The sequence below is a fragment of the Roseinatronobacter thiooxidans genome (assembly GCF_001870675.1).
Taxonomy (GTDB): domain Bacteria; phylum Pseudomonadota; class Alphaproteobacteria; order Rhodobacterales; family Rhodobacteraceae; genus Roseinatronobacter; species Roseinatronobacter thiooxidans.
Genome location: NZ_MEHT01000007.1, coordinates 1 through 18254, shown reverse-complemented (window position 1 = coordinate 18254; position 18254 = coordinate 1). Strand labels below are relative to the sequence as shown.

At 58.6% G+C, this 18254-nt stretch carries 16 protein-coding genes; 5 read left to right on the top strand and 11 right to left on the bottom strand.

What is annotated here, in order from left to right; translation table 11 throughout:
* Positions 1-67 precede the first annotated feature (67 nt).
* From BG455_RS03215 to BG455_RS03205, 3 genes are all read left to right on the top strand, one after another.
* A complete protein-coding gene (locus BG455_RS03215; RefSeq protein ID WP_071468533.1) occupies positions 68-619 on the top strand; it encodes a winged helix DNA-binding protein in 552 nt (183 codons plus the stop codon).
* A 257-nt stretch (positions 620-876) separates the two neighbouring features.
* Positions 877-1857: a hypothetical protein gene (locus BG455_RS03210; RefSeq protein WP_071468532.1), complete on the top strand. Its 981-nt coding sequence runs from the start codon at positions 877-879 to the stop codon at positions 1855-1857.
* A 42-nt stretch (positions 1858-1899) separates the two neighbouring features.
* On the top strand, positions 1900-3237 hold the full coding sequence (locus BG455_RS03205; RefSeq protein WP_170124716.1) for a surface lipoprotein assembly modifier: 1338 nt from the start codon (positions 1900-1902) through the stop codon (positions 3235-3237).
* Positions 3238-3284: 47 nt separating this feature from the next.
* Here the strand turns inward: BG455_RS03205 and BG455_RS03200 are convergent, their stop codons facing one another.
* The 9 genes from BG455_RS03200 to BG455_RS03160 all read right to left on the bottom strand — a co-directional run bounded on the left by BG455_RS03200 (position 3285) and on the right by BG455_RS03160 (position 13936).
* Positions 3285-4421, bottom strand: coding sequence for a UDP-glucose 6-dehydrogenase family protein (locus BG455_RS03200; protein WP_071468530.1), 1137 nt, complete (start codon positions 4419-4421; stop codon positions 3285-3287).
* Between the two features lie 170 nt (positions 4422-4591).
* Entirely contained in the window at positions 4592-5758 is a 1167-nt protein-coding gene (locus tag BG455_RS03195) for a nucleotide sugar dehydrogenase (protein WP_071468529.1), read from the bottom strand.
* A 54-nt stretch (positions 5759-5812) separates the two neighbouring features.
* Entirely contained in the window at positions 5813-6751 is a 939-nt protein-coding gene (locus tag BG455_RS03190) for a polysaccharide biosynthesis/export family protein (RefSeq protein WP_071468528.1), read from the bottom strand.
* Between the two features lie 34 nt (positions 6752-6785).
* Positions 6786-8345, bottom strand: a complete 1560-nt coding sequence (locus BG455_RS03185; RefSeq protein WP_071468527.1) for a glycosyltransferase — start codon at positions 8343-8345, stop codon at positions 6786-6788.
* 2 nt (positions 8346-8347) lie between these two features.
* Entirely contained in the window at positions 8348-9940 is a 1593-nt protein-coding gene (locus BG455_RS03180) for an HlyD family secretion protein (protein WP_071468526.1), read from the bottom strand.
* Positions 9941-10213: 273 nt separating this feature from the next.
* Positions 10214-10738, bottom strand: coding sequence for a dTDP-4-dehydrorhamnose 3,5-epimerase (gene rfbC / locus BG455_RS03175; protein ID WP_071468525.1), 525 nt, complete (start codon positions 10736-10738; stop codon positions 10214-10216).
* Complete coding sequence (gene rfbF / locus BG455_RS03170; RefSeq protein ID WP_071468524.1) at positions 10735-11547, bottom strand: glucose-1-phosphate cytidylyltransferase; 813 nt, start codon at positions 11545-11547, stop codon at positions 10735-10737. Before rfbF ends, rfbC begins: the two co-directional genes overlap by 4 nt.
* On the bottom strand, positions 11547-12887 hold the full coding sequence (locus BG455_RS03165; protein ID WP_071468523.1) for an NAD(P)H-dependent oxidoreductase: 1341 nt from the start codon (positions 12885-12887) through the stop codon (positions 11547-11549). Before BG455_RS03165 ends, rfbF begins: the two co-directional genes overlap by 1 nt.
* Positions 12884-13936 carry an NAD-dependent epimerase/dehydratase family protein gene (locus BG455_RS03160; protein ID WP_071468522.1) on the bottom strand — a complete coding sequence of 351 codons (1053 nt, stop codon included), beginning with the start codon at positions 13934-13936 and terminating at the stop codon, positions 12884-12886. The genes BG455_RS03165 and BG455_RS03160 overlap by 4 nt, the downstream gene beginning before the upstream one ends.
* Positions 13937-14069: 133 nt before the next feature.
* On the opposite strand from BG455_RS03160, the gene BG455_RS03155 reads away from it, so the two are divergent.
* On the top strand, positions 14070-15194 hold the full coding sequence (locus BG455_RS03155) for a glycosyltransferase family protein (protein ID WP_084386111.1): 1125 nt from the start codon (positions 14070-14072) through the stop codon (positions 15192-15194).
* Positions 15195-15247: 53 nt separating this feature from the next.
* Here the strand turns inward: BG455_RS03155 and BG455_RS03150 are convergent, their stop codons facing one another.
* Together BG455_RS03150 and BG455_RS03145 are read right to left on the bottom strand one after the other, a co-directional pair.
* Complete coding sequence (locus BG455_RS03150) at positions 15248-16684, bottom strand: lipopolysaccharide biosynthesis protein (protein ID WP_071468520.1); 1437 nt, start codon at positions 16682-16684, stop codon at positions 15248-15250.
* Positions 16677-17687, bottom strand: coding sequence for a glycosyltransferase family 2 protein (locus BG455_RS03145; RefSeq protein ID WP_170124717.1), 1011 nt, complete (start codon positions 17685-17687; stop codon positions 16677-16679). Before BG455_RS03145 ends, BG455_RS03150 begins: the two co-directional genes overlap by 8 nt.
* Before the next feature lie 204 nt (positions 17688-17891).
* On the opposite strand from BG455_RS03145, the gene BG455_RS03140 reads away from it, so the two are divergent.
* Complete coding sequence (locus BG455_RS03140; protein ID WP_071468518.1) at positions 17892-18140, top strand: hypothetical protein; 249 nt, start codon at positions 17892-17894, stop codon at positions 18138-18140.
* The last annotated feature ends 114 nt before the right edge of the window (positions 18141-18254 follow it).

Below are 18254 nucleotides of genomic sequence, written 5' to 3'. Positions count from 1 at the left end.
ATGTCAATGTTGTGGTGTTCAAGTCCGCAGCCACCGCCACCCTGTTCCAGCATATAGAGGCAGCCTTATGCCCCCTGACGCCGATGCTACAGCCCCCTTGCCCCCCGAAACGCCCGATATCGGCCCGGTTGTCAGTTCGGCGCATCTGGCGAATTCGTCGCTGCCTGCGCTGTCAGAGGTGGAATTTGCACTGACAATGGCAAATAACGCGTTTCATCGCTGGATGGTGCGCTGCATGACCGCCGCCGGATTGCCGGGCTTGTCACCGTTAGAGGTGCTGGTCGTGCATCTGGTCAACCACCGCGACCGCCCCAAGACGCTGGCCGATATCTGTCTTGTTTTGAATATCGAGGACACGCATCTTGCCAATTATGCCATTCGCAAGCTGGTTGGATATGGATTGGTAACCTCTGGTCGCAAAGGCAAGGAAAAAGCCATCACCATCACCGCGAAGGGCACGGAGCTATGCGCGCGTTATGGGGAAATCCGCGAAGCGCTGGTGGTGCGCGCCGCGCTGCAATCGGGCCACGCCCCCGATGCCCTAAGCCAGATGGCCGCCCAGTTGCGCGCCTTGTCCGGAGTTTATGATCAGGCTGCACGGGCGGCCGCTGCGTTGTGATGGCTTTAAGCATCCGATTATAATAAGTAAATTTTGTAAGGGTGCTTGGGTACGACAGTGTGCGGCCTAGGCCCCTGCACGATTATCTTGTGAAACGAAATATTTCGGAACTGGGTTGGATTCGGAAACCAGGGAAAGCGGCGTTGCGAATAACGAAAGGCGATAAATGTTGCGCAAATACCTCAAAACATTGAAATCCTTCGCGCATCTCTAGCTAGGAAAAGAGGATTACGCTAATTTTTTCATTAAATAAACTTATGATCACCGAAAGGCATTTTAAAATGAAGAAGACAACGGCTGTTGTTGCGTCTTGTGTCGCGCTTATGTCTTGCGGTTCAGGAGAGTCGACAGGCATCAGTAGCTTTGTTTCATCGCCCGATCGTTTTGCTAATTCGGGAGAAGTCGCAGCCATTCCAACTGAAACGCAGCGTTACAATGAAACCGCTGGCGGGGATGCTTTTGCGGGGCAGAACGAGGTTACGTCGATAACTTACGATTCTGCGACAGAAACTCTGACAATTCTGGGCGACCCGTTTGATTTGGCTGGGACATTCAAACGTGCGCCCAAGCGCGATGTTCGGGGCTTTGCCGCGTTTGAAAATGAAGGGGGTGCGCGGAACTATCTGGCATTGGTGCGTGTAGATTCCGACAATAACCTTGCGGCAGGTGTTGTGGGCACACCGTTCCGGTTGGATAATGAATTTGGGGGGACTGTCTTGGCGCGTGGTGCAGCGCCAACCCTGCCCACCAATAGAGAAGTCCGCCATGTTGGTGATTACGCCGGTGTGCGCAATGTGGGGACCAATAACGGAGACGATATGTCCAATTCGTTCCTGCATCGGGTCGAGGGGCGGGTGCAGCTTGATCTTGATTTCTTCACTGACCGGCAAAGTGCAGGGATCGAAGGCGTGATCACAAACCGGCGCAATATGGACGGCACCACCACGCGCGAGGTGGAGGTTGAAGTGCCTGTCATAGGTCGGCCGGGTCAGACCACCACTGAAACCCGCCAGATCGCCGAAGAAATCACTTATCAAGACATTGTGCTGCAGTTTACGGGAATCGATGAAAATGGCAATTTCTCTGGTATCGCAGCAGTTGGCGGACAGCCGGTCGGGCTTTATGATGGCATGATCGCTGGCAACAACGCTGCGGCATCGGCCGGAATTGTGGTGATCCAAGAAGGTTCGCCCGTGTCGCTTGAACGCGGTGCATTTATCGCCCGTGCGACTGACTGATTTGTGTAGGTCACTATGCGCCTGATTGCGGTTTGCCTGTGCATGGCGCTGTCCCTGTTCGGGGCAAGTCATGGCAATGCGGCGTCCGACACGCAGGAACTTAGCCGGGCGCAGGCGCTGCTGTTGGGGCGCAGTTTTCTGGCCGAGGGGCGCGCCGCCCCTGCCGAAGCCATTGCTGCGGCTTTGTTGCGCGCCGCCCCCCAAGATGGCGAGGCGCAGGTCTTGATGGCCGCAGCCTTGCAAGCCCAAGGCCAATATACACAGGCGCGCGCTTTCGCGCGCGCCGGTCACCGCATGGGAGAATCCGACCAGACCCGATTTGAAGGGGCAATGCTTGCCGGTCGATCGGACTTACAGCGCAAAGCCTATGGGCGGGCACAATTCTGGTTGCGCCGCGCGGCACAAGTCGCCCCCGATGATGGCGCGCGCGAACTGGCCGCGCGCAATTTTCAGCAGGTGCGGCGGATCAACCCGCTCGACATTGCATTCAATCTGGGGCTGCGTCAGTCATCGAATATCAATAACGGCACGTCAACAGATGTGATCACCCTGCTTGGTCTGCCTTTTCGGGTTTCGGGTGACAGTCGCGCCTTGTCGGGGCTGGAATTCAGCACCGACCTTGCCCTGCGCTATCGGCTAGATCAGGCCGCCCGCCATGAAACCAGCCTGACCCTTGGCCTTGCAACGCGCAGCTACCGCCTGTCGTCATCCGCGCGCGCGCAGGCCCCCGAGGCGCGGGCGGGAGATTATGCCTTTCAGCGCTTTGAACTGGGTCTGATGCATGTACGCGCGCCATCCGAAGGCCAAAGCCGCTATGAAATAGGGGCCGCCTTCGGGCGAAGCTGGTACGCAGGCCGCCCCCTTGGCGATCATGTGCGGCTGACTGTGGCACAGACGCGTGTGCTGCGCCCCAGCACAGTGCTGAAACTCAGCGCGACTGGCCAGCACCAATGGCGCCGCGACGCATCGCGGCGCAATGCCACCCGCACAGGGGTTGCCGCAGAGCTGCGCCATGCGCTTGCAGGGGGCGACCGGCTGGTGGTGCATCTTGGTGCGGAACATACACAGGCCCAATCAATCCATATCCGCAACACCGCAACGCGCGCAGGCCTGGGCTATGCGCTGGCACAACCGGTCTTGGGCATGCGGCTGGACACTGCGCTGGATCTGGAAGAACGCCGCTTTCCCGCAGGCGCATTTCAGCCCGACGGGCGGCGCGACCAAACCGCCACCTTGGGGCTGTCTGCAATGTTCGAGACAGTCGATTACATGGGGTTCGCACCCGTTCTGAGGCTGGAACTGTCCAACACAGAATCCAATATCGAGATCCATAAGCGGAATGAGGCCAATATCTCGGTGCAAATCAGGTCGCGTTTCTGACGCTGCGCGCCTTTGGAGCCCAGTCGCGCGCGCCCCTGCCATTCCGCTTAGCCTGCTATTTCTTCGGGGCGGGCAAAATGGTCGCGGGTGAATACTTTGTCTTGAATATCGGCCAGCTCGGCGCGCGCGCGCTGTGAAATCACTATCTCGCACTCGGCCTTGAACTGTCCCAGTGTGGCCGGATCGCCATCATGCAGGCATGTCCGAATGCCAGAATCCTCCAGCCGGAGTTTCAGTTGCGCGATCGAGGCGGACAACGGGGCGCTTGCATCGGGCATGTAGAACCCCACAGCCGCAGGCGCTTGCTGGATGATCTGGCCGGTCAGGAATGCGACACGCGCACAGCCCGCCTTGCCCAGATTTGCCAGCAGCGGCGTGCGCGCTTGGTCCAGATACGCGGCCAGCATGTTTGCGCCGTGGGGAAGGGTCTGGCGATCATAGCCGAAGCAGGGGTTATTGGCATATGCACCGATGCGCGGGTCAAGGCTGACCCCGTCAATGATCTGGCGCGCATTCAGCCCGTGCTGCATTGCATAGCTGTCCAGTTCGTTGAAACAGGTCACGCGCGTTGCCTGAAACAAGGTGGACAGGTGGCGCGTCAGTTCGGCTTCGGTCAGGCCCATCTGGCGGGTCGGGATGTCGGCGCATAGGGCTGCCGTTTTCAGCACATCCAGCACCCGTTTGCCCAAGGCATGCCGATCCCCGACAATAAGCGCATTGGGATATAGAATATCGCGAAGCATATGCCCGTCACGGCTGAATTCCGGGGCATAGACGATTTTTGCGCCCTTCAACTGCGCGCGTTTTTCTTCGCAATATCCGATGGGCACCGCCGAGCGCACAACAATCGGGGCATGCGCAACATAGCGGGCGGCGAATTCTATCCGGCTGTCGAGTTCGACAAGCCTGACATCGCCGGTTTCGGGCTGTGTTGAAAGCGGTGCGGCCACAAAGACCATATCGGCATTCGCAAGTGCTGCGCGGGTGTCCAGAACAGCGCGCAGGTTCAGGGGGTATTGTGCCAGATAAGGTGCAAGTTCGGGGTCATTCAACCCATAGATGCCGCGATTGATGTCATCGACGCGGTCGGGCAGGGGGCCTGTCATCACGACCTCATGCGTGCGCGCCAGTGCCAGCGCATCTGCCATTGCCACGCATCCCAGCCCGATAATTGCGATTTTCATCTGCAAAACCCTTTCAATCCGAAATCTGATTTGGAAACTATCGTGGTTAAAAATGGTCTGAATATGCCAATTTGGTGTTCTTGACCTGACATCAGAGGATTGATGGGGATGTATTGGAAAGACGACATAAAAACCGCCCCCCCAAAAAACCTTGCATGCAGTTCAAAGGTTTAGTCGGCGGCGAACAGATCGCGGGTAAAGACTTTTGCAGTATGGGCCTGCAATTCTTCTGTCATTCGGTTTGCAACAATCACGTCACAGCCTTGGGCGAATTCGGTGAAATCCTGCACCAGCGGATGGCCCATATATGCGGCCCCCTCATAGGCGGGTTCATGAACCACCAGTTCAAGCCCTTCTTGCGACAACATGGAAATGATGTCCAGCATAGCACTTTGGCGGAAATTGTCCGAGCCTTGTTTCATCACCAGACGGTAGATCCCCACACGACGCGGACGCTTTGCGATGATGGCATCGGCGATTGTCCGTTTGCGTGCGTCATTTGACTCGATGGTTGCGGTGATCAATGCCTGCGGCACATCTGCGAAATTTGCGCGCAGTTGCTTGCTGTCCTTGGGCAGGCAATACCCCCCATATCCGAAAGACGGATTGTTGTAGCTTTGCCCGATACGCGGGTCCAGACATAGCCCTTCAATGACCTCTCTTGCGTCCAACCCGATCTGCATGGCCAGCGTATCGGCTTCGTTAAACAGGGCAACACGGGTGGCAAGATAGGTGTTTGCAAACAGCTTTATCGCCTCTGCTTCTGTCGGATTTGCCAGCAGCACGGGTGTATCCTCGACCAGCGCGGCATTGCGCAGGATCTGGGCAAGCGCCGCGCCACGCTGGCTGACCTCGCCCACGATAATGCGCGACGGGTACAGGTTGTCATGCAGCGCCAGCCCCTCGCGCAGGAATTCCGGCGAGAACACGATGCGGTCACAGTTGAATTCCTTGCGCATGCGTTCGGTATAGCCCACCGGCACGGTGGATTTGATGACCATCAGCGCATGGTCATTGACAGCAAGAACCTGTGCGATGACAGCCTCGATGCTGCTGGTGTCAAAGGTATGGGTCTGGTCGTTGTAATTGGTGGGTGTCGCAATGAAAACATAGTCTGCCTGTTCATAGGCTGCGACCGGATCGGTTGTCGCTTGCAGGTCCAGGCCCCCTGCCGACAGGTAATCCTGGCACAGTGAATCCTCGATCGGTGTGCGCCCCGCATTGACATTGGCAACACGCTCGGCAGAGATATCGACTGCAACAACGGTATGCTGGCGTGCCAGCAAAATGGCGTTGGCCAGACCGACATATCCCAAACCTGCGATTGCGAATTTCATGGTGTATTCCTTTTCGGTTCGTCTAAAGTCATAAAATATAGAATTTATCTGGCCTTATCGCGGCATCAGGGGAAAGACCCTGTCACCATCTTGCAGCATGAAACGTCCGGCAACAGTTGGGGATGCGGCATCGGCAGCGCTAAAGTGCAACGCCTGCTGGCCTGCGGCGATAGTGCGAATGACCTGCACCTCGCCGCCACCGGAATCTGTGCTGGTCAGGAACTGAAGCAGCGTGACCGGGCGTCCATCCAGCTCGAAGCGGCGCATATCATTTTGCGCGCGGTGCAGCGTCACGCCTTGGGTTGCATCAGAATTCAGGGGCGGCAAATCGCGTGCCGCACTGCGGCCCACCTGCAAAATGTCACCGTCGCGCAGAAGTGGCAATGTGGCACCGCGTGTCAGAAAGGCGTCCATGTCGATCCCGAAGTCCTGCCCGCCCCGCACAATCGCAACCCTGCGCATATTGGCACCCTGGGAAAAGCCGCCAGCGGCATTGATGGCATCGATCACGGTCAGGGGCCGCGATGTCAGGGTTTGCCGGTTGGGGCGCATCACATCACCGATAACTGTGATCTGGCGGGCGTTATATTCCGCCACGCGCAGGTCCACTTGCGGATTGGGCAGGTAGGCGCGCAGCCGGTCTGCAAGGTCGGCGCGGATTGCGGCTGTGCTGCGCTCTGCGGCCGGAACGCGGCCCAGAAACGGCACCTGAATCGCGCCATCGGCTTCCACCAGATATCCGGCAGGTGTGGTCAGTTCGGCGGCATCGATGGCATGAATTTGCAGCACATCGCCGCGCCCGACCAGATAGGCGTTGCGGTCCTGCGCTGCGAACTGGTGGATATTGGCTGATGTCACTGCAATCGCCATGTCAGGGGCGAGGGGACGCATCGCACCACCCGTGGCGGTGTGAGGGGTGAACCCACTGGTCTGTGGTGTGCAGCCTGCCAACACGATAAGTGCAACGGCTTGCAAAGCGTGCTTGAGTGCCATGGGAAAACCCTTTCGGTTCTGGGCTATCATCGGTTTAGCGTCCATAAATCAACTCGGCGGCGGCCGTGTCGGCGGCAAAATCGAACCTGTCAGATCGGGTTGTGACATTGGTCAGCACAATGATCCCTGCCGCAAATGCAATAATCGAGGCCGCCAGCATCAGCTTGCTGTCGCCGCGCACAAGCGCTGCGCGGTCCACAGCCGCGCCGCCGGTATTCTGCCGTGTCCATTTCTGGACATTGGGGTTGTGGTTTACAAAAATCTTGATCCCTGCGCCCACGATCTGCCCGTAATAGGTCAGCGCCGGAAAGATCGGGTGCCAGCGTTTGGCGATCAGACCTGTCAGCGCGGAATGCACGGTGCGTGTGCATGAAATCCAAAGCAGAAATATGACGATGAAGACAGGGTCATGCACCAAGGCCGCGACCCCGAAAAAGACAATTCCCATCAATGGTGTCCACATCGAGGCTTTCTGGTCCAGCAATGCCAGCCATGTAAACAGGCCAAGGGTTTTCGGGCCTAAGCGCAAGGCTTTGGCCCCACCGCGCACCATATTGCCGAACCAGCGCTTCTGTAGCCCGACTGTATCGGCCACGAAGCCTTTGCCGGGCAGGGATTCAAGGCAGTAGATCACCTCGTCGGGGACATAGGTAATGTTCCAGCCCGCCTCGATCACCCAGCGCCATGTGGATTTGTCGTCCCCTGTCAGCATGACGATCCGGCCCAGCCTTGGATGGTGAAGCACATCTTCAAGCAGGTTGGCGGCGAAATTCGGATGCATCAGGATTTGCGTCCGAAACATTGACCACCGCCCTGTCAGCACCAGAACCTTGCCCGACATGGCCATGGATGACATGTAGACATGGCGTTGGGCCATCCGCAGCCGGTACCATTCACGGTCGACCATCCTGCCAGCAACCAGCGGGGTGTTGTCCACCGTCAGCGCGCCCACATTGGGTTGATGCAGCAAAATGGGGGCTGTGCGGCGTATCAGTCCGGGTTGAACCAGCGTGTCCCCATCCATCAGGATGCCGGGGCAATCGGGCGGCACCCCCAAGTCGCGCAGCCGCGCCAAAGCATCTGCCATGGCCGCGCGCTTGCCTGTCCCGTCCTGACGGGTAAAGGCCAGACGGATCATGCCGCTTGGATCGGTCCGGCGGTGGACATGCGCGATTAGCGCCTCGTCCTGATCTGACGAAACCGCCGCGACCACTGTGCCCCCACCGCCATTGTCCAGAATGTCGCGGAACAGATTGGCATAGACTGCCGCATTCATGGCATCGCCCATTTTCCAGCTAAGGATCACCACCGCAACATGGCGGCGCTGCACTGCGGCATCTGCTTGTGCGCGCGCGCGGATCATTGGAAAGACATGCCGCGTGAAGGCATAGGCGCGCAGCATGTGAAACCCGCCCCATGACCAGCGCCATAGCCCTACAACCCCCAGCGCTGCAATGAAGGCTGTATCGGCCGGGCTGAGCGCGCGCATCGGCACAAGGCTGAGCAGAAACACCATGAACGCCAGCCACAGCGCGGCTGTCAGCCAGACCGATAGCACAGAGGAATGTCGCAGATGAGGAGATGTGTCTGACATGATTACAGGCCCAGCTGGCCCAGCACCCTGCCAAGCGGGGTCTGGGTCTTGATCACTGTATGCGCGGTCATGCCGATGCGCGCATCCAGCGGGTGGTCGGGGATAATTTCAACTCTGGCATAGCGTTCGGCTGCGAAGACCGAATTCTGAAGCCCTGCAAAGCCAGCCCAATTGTTGTCATAATTCAGGCGGGCGACCTTGCCTGTGACCTGTTGGCCATCGGCCAGACGGATTTGCGCGCGGTCCCCGTGGCTGATGCGCTGCGCGGTATCGGCCATGATCAGCGCATGCACTGCTGTCGCGCCGGATTGGGCCAGAACAAACATAGGCTGCGCGGGTTCGGCCCATTCGCCTGTCACCCGATTGATCTGCGCCACGACGCAGTCACAGGGCGCAGTGACGGGCGTGCCTGCATACAGCGCGTCATTGCGGCCATAGGCGAGCGCGATTTCTCTGGACAGATGTGAGAGCCGCAGATCAAGGGCTTCAAGCGTTTCGGCACTGGCGGTCAGGCCCTGTGGGCCAACAAGACCCAGCGCCTCTGCTTCGCGCAGGGCCTGCAACGCGCCTTTGGCTGCTGCGAGATCCGCCTCGGCGCTTAAAGCCAGCGCCTGCTGGCGCGCCTTGTCCTGCTGGCGGGCCAAAGTTGGCAGGCCACCTGCCGCATGCAGGCTGGCAAGCTGTGCGCGTTCCAGCGCCAAGCGACGATCTGCGCGCGCGACAGCCTCTTCCAGCCGCGCGCGTTCACTGCTGCGCAGATGGGCGGCATTCGTGTCGCGCGTTTGCAGCGCCGTCCGGCGCGCGCCAAGCTCTGCCTGTTCTGCCTCAAGGGCGCGGATGTGATCGGACAGGGCCATCTGCCTGTCGTCGTGATCAGCGGCGCGCAGATATGCCAATGTCTGGCCGGTCTGCACATGCTGGCCCTGTGTCACATCGATCTGCGAAACCATCCCCGATGCGGGAACAGAGACATTCGCCGCCGCGACAGACACCGCAGCATAGCGCGATTTCACCTGCGTGACCGACCCCAAAGCCATATAGGCGGCACCCGCCAGCGCCATGCAGGCCAGCGAGATCTGAAACCAAGTGCGAAATGCCAGTGTTTTCTGTGTGGTTTCCTGCCGTGCAACCCGTGTTTCGCGCGAATCATTTAAAAGTTGGGTCAGGCTGAGTTCCTGCTTGGTGAGGGCATAATCCACCACGCGATGCAGCAATTCCGACTGTGCGCGCCCAAGATCAATGAATTGATACCGCAATTTGGCAGAATCGCCGGTTTCGGCGCGCGCCTGAACCTGCATCTGTATGCGCGTTTCGCCTTCGCCCAGCATCAGCTGCACATCAACGACACGCCCATTCCCCGGCGAGACGACACTGGGGATCGCGCGTTGGAGGGTAAAGCCATGGGTGTCCCACTGCGCCACCGGATATTCGATTCCCTGCCACAGAACGGTCATGGGTTCGCAGACAGAAACAGGCGCGGGGGCTGTCGGGCTGTGCAGAGGTGATCGGCAGTCACCCGATGCAGGGGGGTAGCGCGGGATCGATGCATTGCCCGATTGGGGGGCATGCCCTTCCATATGTGTGTGGTCGATCATCGCGCGAAAAGCCCCGATTTGCTATCGCGGCCAAAGCAAAGTGGTCTGGCCGCTCCGTTCTATAAGGTCTTAACTGCATTCCAAATGCGGCGAAAATTTGCGGGATAAGGGACAAAAGAAAGAAGTATTGCCGATTGTTTCGATTTCAGTGTGTCCGGCACAGGAAATATTTACCAATCTCGGCATTGCCCCTGTTCGGGGCATGACTGATGCGCTGTTGGCCCTATGCCGGCCGCTGCGCTTGCCTGAACCGGGACTATCCGCGCCTTCCGGTCACAGGTCTGGCCAGTTCCGGTCCTTGTCCGACATTTCTGTGGGGTCAAGTGGCCATTCAATAGCGGCGGCGGGGTCGTTCCAGCGCACACCGCGTTCGGCTGCGGGGGTGTAGGGGTGGCTGACAAGATAGCTGACCTCGGTATCATCTTCCAAGGTCTGGAACCCGTGCGCAAAGCCGCTGGGCACCAAAAGCTGTTTAAGATTATCAGCCGTCAGTGTGAAATGCGCCCATTTCATGAATGTCGGAGACCCGCGCCGCAGATCAAGGATCACATCCACAATCGCGCCACGGATGCAGCGCACCAGCTTGGCTTCGCCATGCGGTGCAACCTGGTAGTGCATGCCCCGCAAAGTGCCGCGACGGGTGGACACTGACAGGTTTTGCTGCACGAAGCTGTCGGGCAGGCCCTGCGCCCTGAACTCTTCGGCGCAAAATGTGCGCCCAAACCCGCCGCGCGCATCTGTGTGGCGCTCGATGTCGATCAGACTCGCGCCTTCGAAAATCGTCTTGTGGAAGATCACGAAACGACACTCCCGCCCAGCCGTTGCAGCGGGCTTACCGCGCGGGGCCGAAGCCATGGCGCCCCTTCGGCATGGGCTTTCTCCAAAACATCCTTGTCGCGCAATGTGTCCATGCTTTGCCAGAAGCCGTGATGCTGGTAGATGGCAAGCTGGCGGTCGGCCACCAACCGCGCCATGGGGTCTTGTTCCCAGACAGTGTCATCATTGTCGATCAGATCAAAAACACCCGGCTCGCAGATGAAATAGCCGCCATTGATCAGCCCGACATCCGCGGCGGCTTTTTCGCGGAACCCTTCGACAAGCGCGCCGCCCCCAGTGGACAACACACCAAAGCGCCCGGGGGGCTGGACCGCTGTCACAGTTGCTGTGGCCCCGACAGCGCGGTGATGCGCGACCAGCGCGCCGATATCGACATCGGCCAGCCCGTCGCCATAGGTCAGGCAGAATGTCTCGTTTCCAATCAGATGGCGCGCTCGTTTCAAGCGACCGCCGGTCATTGTGTCAAGTCCGGTATCGACCACAGTTACGCGCCACGGCTCGGCGCGGGGATCGGCCCAAGTGACATGGCCTGTGGCCAGATCGACTGTGAAATTGCCTGAACGCTGGTGGTAATTCAGGAAATAATCCTTGATCACTTCTACCTTGTAGCCGCCCAGAACCACGAAATCGGTCAGGCCATGGCCTGCAAAAACCGACATGATGTGGTGCAGGATCGGCTTGCCGCCAATCTCGACCATGGGCTTTGGCCGACGTCCGGTTTCTTCTGACAATCTGGTGCCAAGCCCGCCTGCAAATATAACAACTTTCATCAAAATGCTCCCTCTGGTTGCGGAACAAGGCCAAACATGCGTTCCATTTCGGTATAAAGCTGTGCCACGCGCGAGCCTTGCGGCAGATCCACATCTGCAAAATGCAGCACTTCGCCCTTGCCAATCGCGCGCCGCAGGACAGCGCCTTCGGCCAGACCCATTGGCAACAACCGCGCGCGGGCAATGACATCGGAATTCTCGGCCTGCCCATAGGTCATGAAGCCGCCGATCCCGTCGATCTGTTCGCCCTGTTGCAGATCGCGCTTGGCGGTGGCGATGACGCCGACCTGCGGCCCCGAAATCGGCGCAAGTGCCGCATCCTTGAACAGGACCGCGCGTGCAACCGTCATTGGCACCTCGAAATGGCACAGGTGATAAGGGGTGTAGAACAGATAGAACGGCCCTGTCCCCAGTTTGTACAACGCCAGATAATGCTGTTGGCGCGGGTCGTTATGTGTGCCCAGCACAAAGACACCCGGGCCGGGCCGCGCGCCCACCACGAAATCCACGATGCCCGGCCCATCGGGGTCGATATGGGGGGCCAGCATCTCGACATAGTCTTCAAGCGGGCGCAGCGGGGCTGTCGGGTCTTTATGGGTGGGGTCGGGGCCGATCATGCCGCGCCGCGCCACGCGCATGCCTGTACCATTGGCGACAATCGCCTGTTCGAACGCGATTTTGGTGCCATCGGCAAAGGATGTGACCATCGCCACGTTCTGCCCCCATTTTTGCGCAAAACCGCGCTGGGTGTCGGGGGTGCGGTCTGTGTCTTGCAAGCCTTTGATATTGCCCGCCAGCACAGGCTTGACGCCGATCCCTTGCACAAATCGGATCAGGTTCATCTGAACGCCGGGCTGGTCGCCATCGGCATTGGTATAGACCACACCGGCTGCGCGTGCGCGCGCTGCCAGAAGCGGGCCGATGGTGCCATCGAGTTCGGCATTCATCAGCACCACATGCTTGCCCGTGTCGATTGCCGTTTCCACACCGCGCAAGGCGTAATCCATCGCGCCTGTCACCTCGATGATCGCATCCAGCCCTTGGGCAGCGGCCAGTGCTGCGGGGTCTTGGGTGACAACCGGCACGCCGTCGCGGATCGCGCGGGAAATTTCGTCTGTGCGGTCTGCATGCCGGACGGGTTCGCCCTTGCGGCTGCCCTCGAAGACCGCGCGCGCCTGATCGGTGCGGCGCGCGGCGATGGCGCATAGCTCCATCCCTTTGACCGCCTGCGCGATTTGCAGCGCGATCCCTGCGCCCATGAACCCCGCGCCCACCATGCCCACGCGGATTGGCCGCCCTTGCGCTGCACGCCGCGCAAGGGCCGTGTCGAGGATGATCATGCCGCAACCGCGCCAGAGATGGCGTCTGTCCAGCGCAAGCGGTCATCCAGCAGGCCATTTTGCCGCAGTTTGGCGACCATCCTCTGGCGCGTATAGGCGGGGGCATGAAAATCGGCGGCCTCCATCCCGATCCTTTCAAACAGGTGCTTCATCTGCAATGCGCCGCGCTCGGCGTTCCATTGGCAGCGGAAATCGGGCAATACCTTGGTAATACGCGCGAAACTGACCCGATAAGAGCGGTTATCCGCGCTGGGCGGCCCCACTTCGATTTCGCATCCCGCAAAGGTGGCGGCCACGATTTGCGCAATGTCGATCACACGGTAGCACTGGTCATCCGAGCCGACATTTATCGCCACACCCGCGATCTGTTCGGCAGGCGCTTCCAGTGCAAGGCGCACCGCCTGACAGATATCTTGCACATGAACCAGCGGCCGCCACGGGCTGCCATTGGACAGCAGTGTTATCTTGCCGGTGGTCCATGCAAGGCCGCACAGGTCATTCAACACCAGATCAAAGCGCTGCCTTGGGCTGGCACCAAAGACTGTGGCATTGCGCAGGAAACAGGGTGTGAAATCCGGCCCCATCATTTTGGTCAGGTCACGTTCCACATCGACCTTGCACGCGGCATAGGCGGTCTGGGGGTTTACCGGACTGTGTTCGTTCAGGATTGTGTTGCCATCCGCGACCCCGTAGACCGAACATGAGGACATATAGACGAACCTGCGCACACCGGCCTGCCGCGCGGCTTGTGCAAGACGGATAGATCCCCGATGGTTGATCTCGCGGGTCAGGTCAGGCGATTGCTGTGCCAGCGGGTCATTGGACAGTTCTGCCATATGCACAACCGCGTCAAACCCCTCCAGATCCCGCGCTGTCACATCGCGTATATCCATGGTCAAAGTGGCGGGGCGTGGCGCTTGTGTCTCGAACAGCCAGCCTTGCCTGTAAAACCCCGTGTCCAGCCCCACCACCTCATGCCCGGCCCCCATCAGGTGGGGTGCTGCAAGCGCGCCGATGTAACCATCTGATCCAGTCACCAAAATTTTCATTCACCTGCTCCTGATAAACTGGACGCTAAACTGTGTACCAACAGGAATGTTCCCGCCATTTCGGCAATAATTCGCCGAAGGGGGAACAAATTCTGGTGCGGGCTGTTAGACCGGAAAATCAGGGGGATAGGACATGCGCCAATGTCTATTGATGGGAACCTTCAACATGGACCCGCGCGCATGGAGCGGGGTTTTGTGGGAATTCACCGATGTGATTTCGCAGATTGAAAATACTGACATTGTCGCACCCAGCGACCGTTTTTTCGACCCAAGTAAAAGGCTGCCATTCCGAGATCGGATGGACGCGCGATTTCGCCACAAACTGGACATGTATGTCGCAAGGATGCCGAAAGTCACCTTAGACCGTGACTATGATCTGGCTGTCTATACATGTCAGTTTCTTCATCAGTTAAAGGAGCTGCCCCAAATCCGGTTCTGGCGCGACCGCGCTCGCAAGGCTGCGGTCTTTTTGCTAGAGGCGTGGCCCGACACTTTTGCAAGAGAAGCCCAGACGCTTGCCAAGCTAGATCAGTTCGACCATGTGTTTGTGCTGAACGGGTCCAGCATTCCTGAACTTGCGCGCTACACCTCTGCCCCGATCAGCCAGCTCTCGACAGCGACGGATGTTTTGCGCATGACGCCAGTGCCCGATCATCCCCGCCGCGTTGTGGATCTATGCTGCATAGGGCGCAACAATCCAACAATTCACGCCGAGCTGTTGGCGCTGGCACAGGAAAAAGGGCTGTTTTACCACTATGATGTATGGAAAAATCAGACTGTTGGCGCCGGTTGGGAAGATGTGCGGCGCTTCAACGCCGACCTTATCCGGCGCAGTCGCTACTATCTTGTCTGGGACCCTGCACATAAAAACGCCCGAAATCAGCATGCGGGCACTGCACAGGTTTTGACGACGCGTTATTTTGAAGGAATGGCAGGGGGGGCGGTTGTGCTTGGGTCTGCACCGGATTGCCCCGAATACCGCGCCGCATTCGATTGGCCGGATGCTGTCATCCCTCTTGAACACAACGCTGCGCGCGTGATCGCCAGTTTGGACGATGACCCCGCGCGTATTGCGCGCGTCAGGGCGCAAAACATCTCTCAATCCTTGCGCCGCCATGACTGGGCGCATAGATGGCGGCAGATTCTGGCCACGTTCGAGTTGCGCCCCACTGCAGACCATCTTGCGCGCGAAACGAAGCTTGAAGAACTTGCGCAAAGCATATGCCCGCAGAAAACCCTTGCAGCTGTTCGCAGCTGAAAGTTTCAGCCCGCAAATGGCGACTGCATGGCGCGTGCCAGCACACCCGCAGCCTATCGGAGTGCCCTGAGGCTTTCTGTCAGATCGCGGCGCGCCAGCAGCAACGAGATGCCCACACAGCCGCATGCCAGCACCACAGCCAGCAAGATGGCAAATACATCACCCAAGGCCCAGATTTGGGTGATTGCCCAATAAGTTCCTGCCATCACAATGGCCAGAATGGCTTGGCCCCCCACGGCCTTGGCGTAATCCTTCAAGCTGCATCCCAGCAAGGGCAGCATGACCTTCAGACTCCAGACCGAAAAAGCAAGGGTGGAAACCGTATAGGCAATGGCCACAGTGGTCAGGTCAAACCAAACGGCGCTGGACAGGCAGGCCATCCACAGGATCGTGGATTGCAGTGTCAGGCGAAGCTGGATTTCAGGGCGCCCGATTGCCAGAATAAATGTCCCCAGAACCCCTGTCACAGGTTGGACCGCCATTGCCGGAATGATGAGGGCGAAAATATAGGCCGCGTCGCGCCATTTTTCGGACAGCAGCAGATCGAAAATCGGCACGCCCGCCGCCCCGATCAGCGCCATGGGCGCCAGCAGCAAGGTTGCCAGAACCTTACTGGCCAGCAAGGCTTGCGCGCGCAGTTTCGCAATGTCGCTATGCGCACCTGCTACCAATGGGTATAGAACAAATTGTAGCGGGCCTGTCACGATCATCCAGGGCAGGCGCGCAAACTGGAAGGCCATGCCATATATGCCAAGGTCTGCCGCGCCCCTGAATTTGCCGATCATAATGCTTTCCACCGAACGGCCCCCAAAGCCGATGGCATTGGCCGCAAGCAAAGTCCAGCCGAACACCACATGCCCCCGCGCGGCCTGCCATGCAAATACAAGGCGGGGTCTGTAGGGGCCAAGGAGTGCAGTCAGGACAAGCCGCACAGCGTACATGACGATTTGCTGCCAGACGAGCGCCCAAACCCCCAGACCATTCAGTGCCGCTGCAATCGCAACGCCCACACTTAACAAAATGGCAATGATTTCCGCTATCGCAATGCGGCTGAACATGGCTTGCTGCTGCATGGCCGCGCCGGGAACAAGCGTCAGAGATTGCAGCATGATCACGGATGCAAGGCTCGCCATGACTGCGGCAAGGGTCGGCTCGGCCATCCAATGCGCAAAGCTTGGCGCAAGTGCCGCAAGTGCCAAGGACAGTCCTGCACCCAAGCCCGCAGTCAGCCAGAAGCAAGAGTGCCACGCCGTCATATCGGCAGTTTTTTCGCGCACAAGCGAGACGCCAAGGCCGCTATCGGCAAAGAGCATGACAAACAGCAAGATCGGCATCGCCATTGCCACAACGCCGTAATCTTCGGGGTTCAGTAACCGCGCCAGAAGGGGCAGCGAGACCAACTGAACCGCCAGTCGCAGCGCATTGACGGATGAGATAAGCGCTGTGCCTGTGACCAGCTTTTTTACGGGTGACATGGGCCGGTCAGTCAACTTCGACTGGAACCGCGCGCCCCAGCAGTTTTGCAAAAATTGTCTTGGGAGTTGCGACAAGCACCTTTGCACCCGCCCCGATATCGGTTGTGAACAGCCGCCAGAGTTGCCCAACCGCTTTCTTCGGGTTTTTCACAAGGGTCCGTATTACATGGAAACTCAGTTGGCTGGTTGCGATCTCCAACAAATTCTGGCTTAGGGCTTTGTTGCTGGTGTTTAGGAAATCTGCTTTCGCCAAAGCCCGATAGGTCAGCATCTGGTCAACCTTGATATTGAGGAAGCGGGGTGCATCCCATGCAAGGTTTTTGAAGTAGATATTCACGCCATCGCCGCATTCGACCATGCCATCATGGTCGAACCCTACCCGAGTGGAGCGCGCCAGCAATTCTGTCATAAACAACACATCCTCGCCCGAATATTTGAGATGGGTCGGGAAGCGCAGCAGCGGGGCTACGCTTGCGCGGTAAACAATCGTTGACGCTTGGCAGGGAAATTCGCGCAAGCAAAAGCCCACGATTTTGTCTTGGGGTAACTCGACCAGACCGGATGTCTGACCCGTTTGGTCGATAAGCTGCGCGGTGCGCGCGCTGTAGCGCGAACGGATGTGGGACTCGTGGGATTTGTCGCGCCGGTTATCGGTGAAATAAAAGTCGAATCCGGCCTCTAGTGCCGCGATGGCGCGCGCGATATGGCCCGCAGGCCAGATGTCGTCGGAATCCAGAAACGCGATGGCTGCACTTTCCGGAATTGCGATGTCAAGGCCGTGGTTCCGTGCGGCCCCAACGCCCTTGTTGGCTTGTTCCACGACCTTTAGAAACCGCGGCGCGGTCAGATCAACTCCTTTGATTTCATTGCGGGCGGGCAAGGGCGAGCCGTCATCGACCAGCACAGCCTGCAAGCGCCAGCCTGTCGGGATGACCTGAGCCTCTATAGAAAGGAGTGTCCGGGCAAGGACGCCGGTTTCGCATTGGTAAAAAGGGATAATGACTGAAATTGTCTGCATGGTGCCCCACCAAGTTCCTAAAGAGTAAACATCGCTGCTTTGGTTTGCGCAAGGTTTTTGGTTGAGAGTATTCTCATGACGCAGGCGCGCGTTTTGTTGCAACTGCAGGCTCTTGCCGGTGCAGGCTGCCATGTTGGCATCGGTCTTTGGGGGCACAGAAACCAGATTGTTTCGTCGCATAAGAGGCGCGCTTAGGTTGGTTGAATGCAGAGCGCGCAAACACAGGCCGTCTTGATCTGCGGGGGTAGTGATTCGGGCGTGCTGGCAGGGTGGGGGCACTTGGCCTGCATTGCTGCTGTGGTGATGTTCGGTTTTCGAGTATTTGCCATGATGCGATCAAAAGCTTCGGAACAAAAGTACAACAAAGCGCTTTTATTTTTTCGTTTCACTGATAGCGAAAATATAATCGTAAAAAACGAAAACTACTTGCATGAATTATTTTCGCAAGGATAGTGTGCGCCTGTTGTTACGCTTGCGCTGGAGGAGGGCGTATGTCGCAATCCATCAAGGAAGGCCCTGCTGACACACCGACCCATGACCTTCTGGTCATTGGCGGCGGGATCAACG